This is a genomic window from Cryobacterium sp. Hz9 (assembly GCF_004402825.1).
Classification (GTDB): domain Bacteria; phylum Actinomycetota; class Actinomycetes; order Actinomycetales; family Microbacteriaceae; genus Cryobacterium; species Cryobacterium gelidum.
Genome location: NZ_SOFC01000008.1, coordinates 187132 through 199010, shown reverse-complemented (window position 1 = coordinate 199010; position 11879 = coordinate 187132). Strand labels below are relative to the sequence as shown.

At 67.2% G+C, this 11879-nt stretch carries 12 protein-coding genes; 1 reads left to right on the top strand and 11 read right to left on the bottom strand.

The features are described 5' to 3' along the window. Positions 1 to 16: 16 nt before the first annotated feature. The 8 genes from E3N85_RS03035 to rpe all read right to left on the bottom strand — a co-directional run bounded on the left by E3N85_RS03035 (position 17) and on the right by rpe (position 5557). On the bottom strand, positions 17 to 244 hold the full coding sequence (locus E3N85_RS03035; protein ID WP_134459210.1) for a DUF6704 family protein: 228 nt from the start codon (positions 242 to 244) through the stop codon (positions 17 to 19). Between the two features lie 59 nt (positions 245 to 303). Beyond that, positions 304 to 987: a Trp biosynthesis-associated membrane protein gene (locus E3N85_RS03030; RefSeq protein ID WP_134459208.1), complete on the bottom strand. Its 684-nt coding sequence runs from the start codon at positions 985 to 987 to the stop codon at positions 304 to 306. After that, positions 987 to 2558 (bottom strand): anthranilate synthase component I, encoded by a 1572-nt coding sequence (locus E3N85_RS03025; protein WP_134459206.1) that lies wholly within the window; start codon positions 2556 to 2558, stop codon positions 987 to 989. The genes E3N85_RS03030 and E3N85_RS03025 overlap by 1 nt, the downstream gene beginning before the upstream one ends. After that, entirely contained in the window at positions 2555 to 2920 is a 366-nt protein-coding gene (hisI, locus tag E3N85_RS03020; RefSeq protein ID WP_134459204.1) for a phosphoribosyl-AMP cyclohydrolase, read from the bottom strand. The genes E3N85_RS03025 and hisI overlap by 4 nt, the downstream gene beginning before the upstream one ends. Then, on the bottom strand, positions 2920 to 3681 hold the full coding sequence (gene hisF / locus E3N85_RS03015) for an imidazole glycerol phosphate synthase subunit HisF (protein ID WP_134459202.1): 762 nt from the start codon (positions 3679 to 3681) through the stop codon (positions 2920 to 2922). The genes hisI and hisF overlap by 1 nt, the downstream gene beginning before the upstream one ends. Positions 3682 to 3702: 21 nt before the next feature. Further along, positions 3703 to 4542: an ATP phosphoribosyltransferase gene (hisG, locus tag E3N85_RS03010; RefSeq protein WP_134459200.1), complete on the bottom strand. Its 840-nt coding sequence runs from the start codon at positions 4540 to 4542 to the stop codon at positions 3703 to 3705. A gap of 71 nt (positions 4543 to 4613) precedes the next feature. Continuing rightward, a complete protein-coding gene (locus E3N85_RS03005; RefSeq protein WP_104139287.1) occupies positions 4614 to 4877 on the bottom strand; it encodes a phosphoribosyl-ATP diphosphatase in 264 nt (87 codons plus the stop codon). Further along, positions 4874 to 5557, bottom strand: a complete 684-nt coding sequence (rpe, locus tag E3N85_RS03000) for a ribulose-phosphate 3-epimerase (protein WP_134459198.1) — start codon at positions 5555 to 5557, stop codon at positions 4874 to 4876. The genes E3N85_RS03005 and rpe overlap by 4 nt, the downstream gene beginning before the upstream one ends. A gap of 139 nt (positions 5558 to 5696) precedes the next feature. Between rpe and E3N85_RS02995 the strand changes: the two genes are divergently transcribed. Continuing rightward, positions 5697 to 7148, top strand: coding sequence for an alkaline phosphatase PhoX (locus E3N85_RS02995; protein WP_134459196.1), 1452 nt, complete (start codon positions 5697 to 5699; stop codon positions 7146 to 7148). 287 nt (positions 7149 to 7435) lie between these two features. Here the strand turns inward: E3N85_RS02995 and E3N85_RS02990 are convergent, their stop codons facing one another. The 3 genes from E3N85_RS02990 to E3N85_RS02980 are packed head-to-tail and all read right to left on the bottom strand — an operon-like array spanning position 7436 to position 11859. Next, entirely contained in the window at positions 7436 to 8869 is a 1434-nt protein-coding gene (locus E3N85_RS02990) for an RsmB/NOP family class I SAM-dependent RNA methyltransferase (RefSeq protein ID WP_134459194.1), read from the bottom strand. Further along, positions 8866 to 9783 (bottom strand): methionyl-tRNA formyltransferase, encoded by a 918-nt coding sequence (gene fmt, locus E3N85_RS02985; protein ID WP_134459192.1) that lies wholly within the window; start codon positions 9781 to 9783, stop codon positions 8866 to 8868. The genes E3N85_RS02990 and fmt overlap by 4 nt, the downstream gene beginning before the upstream one ends. Next, positions 9784 to 11859, bottom strand: a complete 2076-nt coding sequence (locus tag E3N85_RS02980; protein ID WP_134459190.1) for a primosomal protein N' — start codon at positions 11857 to 11859, stop codon at positions 9784 to 9786. Positions 11860 to 11879 lie beyond the last annotated feature (20 nt).

The window sequence follows — 11879 nt, the reverse complement described above, 5'->3', positions numbered from 1 at the left end:
GTCTCTACGCCGCCGATTAGTGGGTGTGCGGGGCGGGCAAGGCGCCGACGCCGTAGCCGACCTTGCTCAGCACATAGCCCACGATGACACCGGCGATGAGGAGCCCGAATGAGGCCCAAACGAGCCAGACCAGCTCGAAGAAGAAGGCAGTGGTGCCGATGGTGAATGCGGCCAGCATGATGATGACAGCGGTCCAGGCCGCCGCGGAGTGGCCGTGTCCGGGATCTGACGGATCGATGCTCATTGTTCTCCTCTAAATACGTTGACTAGCGAGTCAAGTCTAGCGGAGCAGCGGCCCGCAGTTCAGCGAGCGGTGGGGTCATCGCCGCGACTGAGGTCGTCCCAGTCCCCGACGGAGTCGCTCGGTGCCGGCTCCTCGGTCGAACCGGCCGGCGCGCGACCACTCAGGGCCGAAGCCGGCACGGAACCGTCCCGGGAGGCTACCGGTTCAAAACGCACAGCCTGATACTTGCGGGTCGGTCCGGGCCAGCGGCCACTCGTCAGGACGACGGCCACGCCGGTGGCTGCCATGATCACGGCAGCACCCATTGCGACAAACGGCCACGGTGTGACAATCGTGCCCAGCACGCTCAGCGCAATGGACTCGTGTCCGGCGATTCCGGTCGCCGCGGTCACCGCAGCGGCACTGGCCCGAGAGGGGTCGCTGACCGCGAGGAACGTGGCGAGAAAGACCGAAAACCCGAGGAGCACTTCGAGCGCTCCGAGCACGATGCGAATGAGCCGGCCCGCGATGGTCAGGGCGCCGGCCAGCGCGAAGCCGGAGAGGGCGAGTGCCGTGAGCGCCGGCGCGGCGATCGCTCCATCGATCTGCAACACCTGGGTGCCAGCATCGGGGAGCCCGACTTCAGCGTGTACCCAGACCTGCGTCCAGGCCAGCATTGCCAGGGCGCTCGCACCCAAAATGGTGAGAAGGAGCACAAGTTTGAGCCGGCGCGGGGACATCCGCTTGGCTGATTCTGTGGCCACTAGGACACCCGCCGCATCGCGTTGGCGATGGCGACGGCGCGCAACGGGGCTGCCGCCTTGTTTTGCGACTCCTGGTACTCGGAAGCCGGGTCGGAGTCGGTGACGACGCCGCCCCCGGCCTGCACCCGGGCGATGCCGTCCTTGATGGTGGCGGTGCGGATGGCGATAGCCAGGTCGGCGTCGCCGGCGAAGCCGAAGTAGCCGACCACTCCCCCGTACACGCCACGCTGGGCCGGTTCGAGGGCGTCGATGATCTCCAGCGCCCGCGGTTTCGGAGCGCCCGACAGGGTGCCGGCCGGGAAAGTGGCACGGAAGACGTCGATCGCGGTCTTGCCGGCGACCAGGTTGCCCTCGACCGAGGACACCAGGTGCATGATGTGGCTGAACCGTTCGATGCGCATGAACTCGGTCACTTCGACCGATCCGGCCGTGCAGACCTTGAGTAGGTCGTTGCGAGCGAGGTCGACGAGCATGAGGTGCTCGGCGCGTTCCTTGGGGTCTTCGGCGAGCTCGATCGCGTAGTCGGCGTCGGCATCCGGTGTGGTGCCACGCGGCTTGGAACCGGCGATCGGGTGCGTGAAAACACGTTTGTCCTGCACCTTGACGAGCGCTTCGGGTGAGGAACCCACGATCCAATACGGGTCGCCGCTCGGCGTTTCCAGGCTGAGCAGGTACATGTACGGGCTCGGATTGAGGCTGCGCAAGACGCGGTAGACGTCGATCGGGTGCGCGGTGCACACCTGGTCGAAGCGCTGCGAGATGACGACCTGAAACACGTCGCCGTCAACGATGTGCTGTTTGCCGATGTTGACAGCAGCGAGAAAATCGTCGCGCGTGGTGCGGTTGATCGGTGCGCTCGGCGCTTGCAGGTCGACCTCAGCCAGCCACGCCTCCCCGGGCGCTGCGAGGCGGGTTTGCAGGGAGTCCAGGCGTGCCGTCGCATCAGCCCACAGCTGGTCCGGCGTGTCGGCACCGTCGTTGAGCACGTTGGCGATGAGTTGCACCGTGCCGTACTTGTGGTCGAGTACGACGAGGTCTGCGACGAAGCTGAACGACTGGCCAGGTACGTCGTAGTCGGCGGGCGGCTGGTGCGGCAGGCGTTCGATCTGGCGGATGGCCTCCCAGCCGATGAATCCGACGAGTCCGCCGGTCAGCGGCGGGTGCTCCGGCAACCGCGGCGTCTGCCAGCGATCGAACAGATAGGCCAGTGCGGCCAGCGGGCCCAGGTGTGCGGCATCGCCCAGCGCGCGGTCGGCGGAAAGCCCGTAATCGATCCAGCGGGTGTCGTCGCCGTCCTGGGTGAGCACACCGAACGAGGACACGCCGACGAAGGAGAACCGCGACCAGATACCGCCCTGTTCGGCCGATTCGAGCAAAAAACTGCCCGGAAGACCGTTGGCGAGCTTGCGGTAAATGCCGACCGGGGTTTCACCGTCGGCGAAGAGCTCTCGAATGACCGGGATGACCCGGTGCGCGTCGATGAGCGCGTCGAACTGGCCGCGGGTGGTGGAGCCAGCGGTGCTCGTTTTTGGGTTGCTGCGTCCGGTTGCTGCCGGGGAGCGCTCGGTCATGCCACCGGCCTTTCCAGTGTGATCGCGCCGAGGTCACGCCCGTCGAAGCAGGTGCGGGAGCCGGTGTGGCAGGCCGCTCCGACCTGGTCGACCTGCACGAGCAGGGTGTCGCTGTCGCAGTCGAAGGCGGCCGAGTGCACGTACTGCGCGTGGCCGGAGGTATCGCCCTTACGCCAGAATTCCTGGCGGCTTCGCGACCAGAAGGTGACGCGCCCCTCAACGAGGGTGCGGCGCAGCGCTTCCCGGTTCATCCAGCCGAGCATGAGCACCTCGCGGGTGTCCCACTGCTGAATGACGGCAGGCAGCAGTCCGTCGGCGTTGAAGACGGCGGCGTCGAGCTGATCGGTCAGTTCTGCGCTCATCAGCGCACCAGCAATCCGGCGTCGGTGAGCTCGCGCTTCACGTCGCCTACGGTCAATTCTGCATTGTGAAAAACGGATGCGGCCAGTACGGCGTCCGCGCCGGCCCGGATCGCGGGTGGAAAGTCGGACACGTTCCCGGCGCCGCCGGAAGCGATCACCGGAACACGACTGTTGGCCCGCATGAGCGCGATGAGCGCAATATCGAAGCCGGCTTTGGTGCCGTCGGCGTCGATCGAGTTGACCAGGAGCTCCCCTACCCCCAGCTCGATCGCCTGCCGGGCCCAGCCCACAGCGTCCAGGTCGGTTTCGGTGCGGCCGCCGTGCGTGGTCACGATGAAGCCGCTCTCGGCGCGTTCGGATCGTTTCACGTCGAGGCTCAACACCAGTACCTGGGCGCCGAAGCGGTCGGCAATTTCAGCGATGAGAGCCGGGCGGGCAATTGCCGCACTGTTGACGCTGACTTTGTCGGCGCCGCTCGCCTGCAGACGGGACACGTCTTCGACGCTGCGAATGCCACCGCCGACGGTGAGCGGAATGAATACCTGCTCGGCCGTGGCACGCACCACGTCGTAGGTGGTCGAGCGGTTGTCGACGGTGGCCGTGACGTCGAGGAAGGTGAGCTCGTCGGCGCCCTGTTCGTAGTAGCGGCGTGCGAGCTCGACCGGGTCGCCGGCGTCGCGCAGGTTTTGAAAATTGACACCCTTCACGACGCGACCGTTGGCCACGTCGAGGCAGGGAATGACGCGCACACTCAAACTCATGCGAGTTCTCCTTTCCCCGGGTTACAAACGGGCGTTGTGAATGGTGGTGACCAGGATGGCTCTGGCGCCGAGGGCGTAGAGGGCGTCCATCACATTGTTCATGTCGAGCCGGGCGATCATGACGCGCACGGCGGCCCACTCCGGGTCGTGCAGCGAAGAGACGGTCGGAGATTCGATGCCGGGAGCGAGCGCTGCCGCCGCGTCGAGCAACGCGACCGGAATATCATAGTCGAGCAGCACATACTGGCGAGCCACGAGCACTCCCTGCAGTCGGCGCAGCAGGGTGTCGATGCCGGCCTTGTCGTTGGTGGAGCTGATCAGCACGGCGGTGGATTCAAGAATGACCGGTCCGAAGATTTCGAGGCCAGCCTTGCGCAGCGTCGTGCCGGTGGAGACAACGTCGGCGACAGCATCCGCTACGCCGAGCTGAACGGCGGATTCGACGGCACCGTCGAGTTCGACCAGGTCGACCGTCACGGAGTGCGTGGCGAGGAAACGTTCGACCAGGCCGGGGTAGCTTGTGGCGACGCGCAGGCCGTCGAGGTCTTTCAGCTCGGTGAAGCGACCGGCCGGCCCGGCGAACCGAAAGGTCGAGTCGCCAAAGTCGAGGCTGGCGATCTCTACGGCTTTCGAGTGCGAGTCGAGCAGCAGGTCGCGTCCGGTGATACCGACGTCGAGTGCGCCTGATCCGACGTAGGTGGCGATGTCGCGAGGGCGCAGGTAAAAGAATTCGACCCCGTTGCGCGGGTCGGCGGTTACGAGGTCGCGCGGATCGCGGCGACCGGTGTACCCGGCTTCGGCCAGCATCTGCGCGGCGGTTTCAGACAACGAGCCCTTGTTGGGCACGGCAATTCTCAGCATGGGAGTATTCTCTCGGTTTGGTTCACACGACTATTCACTGAAATCAGGCCAGCGTCACACTCTGGCGCGGGTCACAGATGTCGGTAGATGTCGGCCGGAGACAGGCCCTTGGCAATCATCATGACCTGCAGGTGGTACAGCAACTGGGAGATTTCGGCGGAGGTTTCGTCGTCGCTTTGAAACTCGGCAGCCATCCAGACTTCGGCGGCTTCTTCGACAATTTTCTTGCCAATGGCGTGCACGCCGGCGTCGAGTTCACGCACGGTGCCGGAGCCCTCGGGGCGGTTGCGGGCCTTGTCGCTCAGTTCTACGAAAAGGTCATCGAAAGTTTTCACGACTCTAGGTTACCCGCCCCGTGACGGTGACTGGCCGCGCGCTCCCGCAGCAGGCTGATCTGGGCGGCTGGATTCTCGGCCCCGAACACGCTGGACCCCGCCACGAAGGTATCCGCGCCAGCCGCAGCGGCGATTTCGATCGTCTGCTCGGTGATGCCGCCGTCGACCTGCAGCCAGACGTCGAGGCCGTTCTTTTCGACGGCAGCGCGGAGCTGTGCGAGCTTGGGCATGGTCGATTGCATGAAGCTCTGACCGCCGAAGCCGGGTTCGACCGTCATCACCAGCACCTGGTCGAATTCGCCCAGCAGGTCGAGGTAGGGCGCGACGTCGGTGCCGGGCTTCAGAGCGATGCCGGCACGGGCTCCGATTGAGCGCAGCCGGCGGGCCACGGTGACCGGGTCGGTCGTGGCCTCGGCGTGGAAGGTGACCGAGAACGCCCCAGCCTCGGCGTAGCCGGGCGCCCACCGCTCGGGGTCGTCGATCATCAAGTGGATGTCCAGCGGCAGCGGCGATACCTGCTGCAGGCGTTCGACCATGCCGAGCCCGAAGGTGAGGTTCGGTACGAAATGGTTGTCCATGATGTCGACGTGAACCAGGTCGGCCGAGCGGATGCGACCCAGCTCGCTCTCAAAATTGGCGAAATCGGCGGCGAGGATGCTGGGGTTGATGCGGGTGGCCATCCACTCAGCCTACCGAGCCGCGCTCGGCGAGCCCGGTTCACCGTGCGTTCCAATGAGCGTTGCCTGACGTTACCGGGAGCGGATAGACCTAACCGTGGTGCGCAGTTGCGTACGCCCATCCGTCTTCAAGGAGATTCATATGTCCTCATCCGTGTCCCGCCGGGGCTTCCTCGGTGGCACTGCCGCGACGGGCCTCGGCTTCGTATTCGCCGGTGCCGGCAGCCTGGATCCGTTCTCCCGCGCCGCTGCCGCTACCCGTCCCTCCGCCGGGTATGGCGCGCTGGTGCCGGACCCCAAGGGCGTGTTGGCGCTGGTGCCGGACCCCAAGGGCGTGTTGGCGCTGCCGGAGGGGTTCTCGTACACGATGATCGCGCAGTCGGGGGTGACGATGACCGATGACGGCGGCACCCATCCGAGCGACCCCGACGGCATGGGCGTCTTCGCCGGATTGGCCGGTGGCTCGATCATCGTCACGAACCACGAAAACAGCGGCCGCGAAGCGCACCCCGTTCCCGTTGCGGACGGCCTTACCTACGACATCGGAGCCATTGGCGGCACCTCGACGATTACCGTCGACGCGAATGGCACTCGCATCGGCCAGTACACGAGCCTGGCCGGCACCGACAATAACTGTGCCGGCGGTTTCACCCCGTGGGGGACCTGGCTGAGCTGCGAGGAAACCGAAAGTCGCGTCGGTAGCGCGGGTAACACCAAAAATCACGGCTACGTGTTTGAAGTCGACCCGTCCAGCCGCGAAGCGAACGTGGGCAAAAGCTTCGTACCGCTGAAGTTCATGGGTCGCTACTCCCACGAGGCAGTCGCCATCGATCCTTCCACCAGCGCCGTCTACCTGACCGAAGATGCCAGCAATCCCAATGGCCTGTATTTGCGCTGGACTCCGCCAAGCGGCTTCATGCCGGGCAAGGATGCTCTTCGTCAACTCGCGCAGTCCGAGGGCGGCGACATCGCGGGCGCCCTTCAGGCCATGAGTTGCTACCGGGGCAGCACGCACGTCGCGGATCTGGCCGAGGCCACGCGGCCCGGCACGCGTTACACGGTTCGGTGGAAGGGTGTCCCCGACCGAGATGCCGCCACCACTTCCGTTCGCAGGCAATTCAGCGACGAGCAGATCACCCGTTCCCGCAAACTCGAAGGCCAGTGGTGGGCCGACGGCGGCGCCTTCTTCGTTTCCAGCTTCGCGCGGACCACCGACGGCAGCGCCAACGAGCACGACGGCCAGGTGTGGTTCTACGATCCGGCCAGTGAGAGCATCACCCTGAAGACCATCTTCGGTGTGAACGCCAACCCCGACGTCGAGGGAAACAACTTCGATGGCCCGGACAACATCACAGTCGCGCCGCAGGGCGGACTCATCCTGGCCGAGGACGGCAATGGGATCTCGCACCTGGTGGGAGTGACCGCGGAGGGCAAGTCGTATCCACTGGCTCGAAACGACTTCAATGACAGCGAGTTCTGTGGGCCCGCCTTCAGCGCTGACGGCAAAACCCTGTTCGTGAACATTCAGTCACCCGGTTTTACGCTGGCCGTCACGGGACCGTGGGGTCGACCCAGCAACTCCAGCACTCGCTAGCAACCGCCCGGACCGCGGGCCCGTGACCGCACATCTCTATTCGACCGTGAACTCTTGGGTACCACCGTGGCTGAAAACTGATTTCCAGCTGCGCTGACTGTGCTGACCGGGTTCACGGACGTGACCATCGGCCAGGCTGCGAACGGGCTGGTCAGGGAGCAGGCGGACGCAGCGGGGCTCCGCTTGGCAGAGACGGCGAACAGACCAGGGTGCGACAGACCAGACTCTGCACCGGGGCGCAGTCACCGAGACGCAGCCCCGACCTGCTGGGGATTGCCGATAGCGGTCTAGTCGGCGGAGCGCTGGAGAAGGGTGATGAACATGGCGTCGGTGCCGTGTCGGTGCGGCCAGAGCTGCACGCTCCCGGTGTCGGCGGGCAGGTCGAGGTTGGCGGCGCTGAAGGACTGCACGACAGCGGCCGTGTCGAGCGCCGTGACGGTGCCGCCGGCCTTGCGCACAGCGACGGCGACGATGGCCCGTGTTTCGGCCGTGTGCGGCGAGCAGGTGACGTAGGCAAGGATGCCGCCGGGCTTGAGGGCGAGCAGGGCCGCGTCGATCAGTCCGGACTGCAGTCCGGCCAGGTCGGCGACGTCCTTGGGCTGCTTGCGCCAACGCGCCTCCGGCCGGCGCCGCAGTGCACCGAGGCCGGTGCAGGGCGCGTCGAGCAGAATACGGTCGAAGGTGTCCGGGTGCGTGTGGCCGATGGTGGTGCCGTCGACTTCCCACACCGGAACTGGCTCCGGAAGAGCCTCGAGGGCGGTGCGCACGAGGGTCGCCCGGGCGGGAACGAGCTCGTTGGCCACAAGTTCCGCTCCCCCGGCGCGTGCCTCGGAGGCGAGCAGGGCGGCCTTGCCACCGGGTCCGGCGCAGAGGTCGAGCCAGCGCTCCCCCGCGACGATCGGGCGGGCCCGGCTGAGTGCGAGGGCAGCGATCTGCGATCCTTCATCTTGCACCCGAACGCGGCCCTCCGTCGCCGTCACGAGGTGGTAAGGGTCTCCGGAGTCCAGCACGAAACCGACCGGCGAGAATTCGTCGGCGAGGCCGAGGCGTTCGCGGTCTGCGTCGGTGGCGAGGCCGGGGAGCGCGACCATGTTGACCTTGGCGGCCATGTTGTCGGCGGCGAGCAGGTCGGCCAGTTCGCCTTCGTGCCCTTCGGCGCGCAGGGCCTGGCGAAAAGCGCGCACGATCCAGGTGGGGTGCGAGAACTCGGCGGCGAGCCGGTCATCGGCGTTGACGGTGCCCTCCAGTACCCGGTCACGCCATTCCTCGGCACTCGACCGAGAGATCGTACGCAGCACCCCGTTGGTGAAGCCGGTGGCGGAGCGCGAGCCGACCTGTTTGGCGAGTGAGACCGATTCGTTCACGGCGGCGTGGGTGGCGATCCGGGTGGCCAGCAGCTGGTGGGCGCCGAGGCGCAGCACGTCGAGGATAGCGGGGTCGATCGCGGTGACCGCGCGGTTCGCGGCGAGGGCGATCACGCGGTCGTAGAACCCCTGCATGCGCAGGGTGCCGTAGGTGAGCTCGGTCGCGAGGGCGGCATCCGCCGTATTCAGGGCGGCGCGCTGAATACGGGTCGGCAGCAGCAGGTTGGCGTAGGCGTCGGATTCGCGCACAGCCGCGATCACTTCGTAGGCGATCCGGCGCGCTGGCTGCACGAAGTCGGCCGGGGTGTGGCGGGGTCGAGCGGCGCCGGTCTGGCCGGTTTGCGTGTAATCACTCATGATGCCGTCACCGTCTCTGCTGCCACTCCGCGCCACCAGTCGTTCGCACTCATCGCCGTCTTTCCGGCCGGTTGCACGCGCAGCAGAACCAGCGGTTCGGTCTGCGTGCCCACCAGCACTGTTTTTTCACGCTGCAGAATCATTCCGGCAGGTAGGTTGACCTCGTCGACGCTGGGTGCGACCGCGAGAAGTTTGAGAACCGCGCCGTCCACGGCGGTGAATGCGCCGGGTTCGGGAGTTACCCCGCGAATGCGGCTATACACGGATGCTGCCGGCTGGTTGAAGTCGATGCGCGCATCGTCCCGGACGAGTTTGGGGGCGAGGGTGACTTCGCCGGCCTGCGGCACGGCCCGTGCCGTGCCAGCGGCGAGGTCGGCAACGACGCGCAGGAGCAATTCGGCGCCACTGTGGCTGAGCTGCTCGAGAAGTATTCCGGATGTGGAATGTGCGCCGAGCGGCTGGGAGAAACTGCCGAATACATCGCCGGCATCGAGCTCGGCTACGAGCTGGAACACGGCGGCGCCGATAAGTTCATCGCCGGCGATAACCGCCCGTTGCACCGGGGAGGCGCCACGCCAGCGCGGTAGGAGCGAGAAGTGCAGGTTGATCCAACCGAGGCGCGGAACGGAGAGCAGCGGTTCGCGGATGAGTCCGCCGTACGCGACGATGACGCCGAGGTCGGGCTGCAGGGCTCGGATCGTCTCCGTGGCTTCGGCGTCGAGCCGGTTGGTTTTCAGCACCGGCAGACCGCGCGCGATCGCGGCCTGCGCGACCGGCGACGGGGTGAGGGTGCGTTTGCGGCCGAGCGGGGCATCCGCTCGGGTGATCACGGAGACAATCTCCTGATCGGTGCCGACCAGGGCCGTGAGGCTGGGCAACGCGACCTCGGGCGTACCGGCAAAGACGAGTTTCATTTAGAGCAGCTCCGGGTCATCGAATCGAACTTTAAGTGTAGGTGCCGGTTGGAACGAAACAGACTTCGGTTTGCGGCGCTTAGCGGCGTTCCGCACGACCGCCGCCTTGAGCGCCCGGGCCACCTCGTCACCGCGGGCGTAGCCGAACCGGACGACCGCCCGCACCAGGGGTGCTTCGGTGTCGACCGGGCCCAGTACGTCGAGACCGGCGACCACCGCGAGGTCAGCGAGGGCGGCCTCGACGTCGGCGGCGGTTCCGGTGACGGAGGCGACCCGCACGGCCGGTGGAAAGCGCAGCTGGCGACGGTCGGATAGTTCACTCGCGGCGAAGATGTCGGGGCGCCAGGAGTTCAGCGCCCGGGCGAGGGCGCCGCCGACCCCGGCGAGCAGCACGGGGGCGCCGGGCGCGGCGAGGGCGGCCGCGTTGGTCCACCAGCGCAGGCAGTCTTCACCGACGCGCAGGGATTCGCGGGCGAGCATGCGTTCACCGTCGAGTATGAGAATGGCCCGGTACCCGCCGGTCGGCACCGGTTCGGCGCCGCGGGTCGCGATGACGAGGGCGGGCTGGGCGCCAAGGGTCTGCACCGTGTGTTCGCCGTCGGCCACGATGACGCGCGCGCCGGGAAATGCGCGACCCAGCTCTTCGGCGGTGCGCCCGGTGCCGAGCGTCACCACACGCAGTTTGGTGCCTTCGCAGTGCGCGCAGGTCCAGCCGGCGGCGAGGGCGCCGCACCAGCGGCAGGACGGCACGGCCGAGGCCGATTTGAGCCCGAGCGGTCCCTGGCAGTGGGTGCAGCGAGCGGCCTTCTTGCAGCTTTGGCAGGCGAGCATGGGCGCGTAGCCGGGGCTGGCGACCTGTACGAGCACGGGCCCGTGGGCGAGCGCCTCACGGGCGGCCTGCCAGGCGGCCGAGGGGATGCGGGCTGCGCGGGCCTGCTGGTCGGGCTCGGATTGAAAGTCGGTGGGGATGATGCGCGGGTGTCGGTCGGCGGCCGGGTTCACCTCGGCGAGGTAGCCCAGTTCGACCAGGCGCTGGGTTTCGACGCTGCGCGAGTGGCCGAGGAGCACGAGGGCGCAGTCACTGTCCTGCTGGCGGACCAGGGCCGCGTCGCGGGTGTTGACGTAGGGGCTGAGCGGTTCGGAGTAGAGCGGATCGCCGTCGTCCCAGACGGCGATGAGGCCGAGGTCGTGCGCGGGGGCGTACACGGCCGAGCGGTTGCCGAGGATGATGCGCGCCGCGGGTTCGAGGCAGGCCAGGAACGCGCGATAGCGGTCGGGGTTCGGCTGGCGGGCATCGACCCGGCAGAGCGGCAACGTCGGGGCGAGTTGGGCCAGGGCGGCCTGCACCTGGTCCTGATCGCGAAAATCCGGTACGCAGAGGATGGCGCTCTGCCCGGTTTCGAGCGTGGCGACGGCGAGCTCGGCCAGTGTCTGCGCCCAGCGGCCGATGGTGCTGCCGTCATCGAGCTGCACGAGTTCGGGGATCGCCGCGACGGCGACCCGCTGATGTTCCATGATGGCGCTGTCGAGGCGACCGGTCGGGTAGCCGACAAAAGCGGGTGTTGCCAAGGCGATCGCGGCGGGTGACGGTGTCGGGGCGTCGATCTCGACCGTCGGGGTCCCGGGCGTGCTCGGCTCGGTCCGGCTGCCGGGCGCAGATTTGACGGCCTGCGCGGCCAACCAGGCCTTTTCCACGCGCACCTGCCGCGGCGGCACCGCGAGTCGGATGATGTCGCTCGCGTTCCCGGCGGCGCGATCCGCCAGTCGGCGGGCCAGTGTCCACACGGCTGGCGTGAGCACAACGGCCGTCGACACCACGGAATCGAGCGGACTCAGTGCGCCGTGGAAGGCGGCATCCGTTTCACGGGCGGATTCAGACCGCGCTGCGCGCGGATCGAACAACTCGATCACATACGCGTCGACGACGCGCCCACCGGAGCGAAACGGCACCTTGACGCGCATGCCCTCCGCAACCTCACCCACCAGTTCGGCGGGTACGCCGTAGTCGAACAGATGGTCGAGTTGCGGCAGGGGCGAATCAATCAGCACCCGTGCGACGAGGCCAGCGTGCGTCATAACTGCGTCGTCGAATTCAG

What these genes read in the sequence shown, in the direction of transcription:
- E3N85_RS03035 (WP_134459210.1), bottom strand. Translation starts at nt 244, where the DNA reads ATGAGCATCGATCCGTCAGATCCCGGACACGGCCACTCCGCGGCGGCC.
- E3N85_RS03025 (WP_134459206.1), bottom strand. Translation starts at nt 2,558, where the DNA reads ATGACCGAGCGCTCCCCGGCAGCAACCGGACGCAGCAACCCAAAAACG.
- hisI (WP_134459204.1), bottom strand. Translation starts at nt 2,920, where the DNA reads ATGAGCGCAGAACTGACCGATCAGCTCGACGCCGCCGTCTTCAACGCC.
- hisF (WP_134459202.1), bottom strand. Translation starts at nt 3,681, where the DNA reads ATGAGTTTGAGTGTGCGCGTCATTCCCTGCCTCGACGTGGCCAACGGT.
- hisG (WP_134459200.1), bottom strand. Translation starts at nt 4,542, where the DNA reads ATGCTGAGAATTGCCGTGCCCAACAAGGGCTCGTTGTCTGAAACCGCC.
- rpe (WP_134459198.1), bottom strand. Translation starts at nt 5,557, where the DNA reads ATGGCCACCCGCATCAACCCCAGCATCCTCGCCGCCGATTTCGCCAAT.
- E3N85_RS02995 (WP_134459196.1), top strand. Translation starts at nt 5,697, where the DNA reads ATGTCCTCATCCGTGTCCCGCCGGGGCTTCCTCGGTGGCACTGCCGCG.
- E3N85_RS02990 (WP_134459194.1), bottom strand. Translation starts at nt 8,869, where the DNA reads ATGAGTGATTACACGCAAACCGGCCAGACCGGCGCCGCTCGACCCCGC.
- fmt (WP_134459192.1), bottom strand. Translation starts at nt 9,783, where the DNA reads ATGAAACTCGTCTTTGCCGGTACGCCCGAGGTCGCGTTGCCCAGCCTC.
- E3N85_RS02980 (WP_134459190.1), bottom strand. Translation starts at nt 11,859, where the DNA reads ATGACGCACGCTGGCCTCGTCGCACGGGTGCTGATTGATTCGCCCCTG.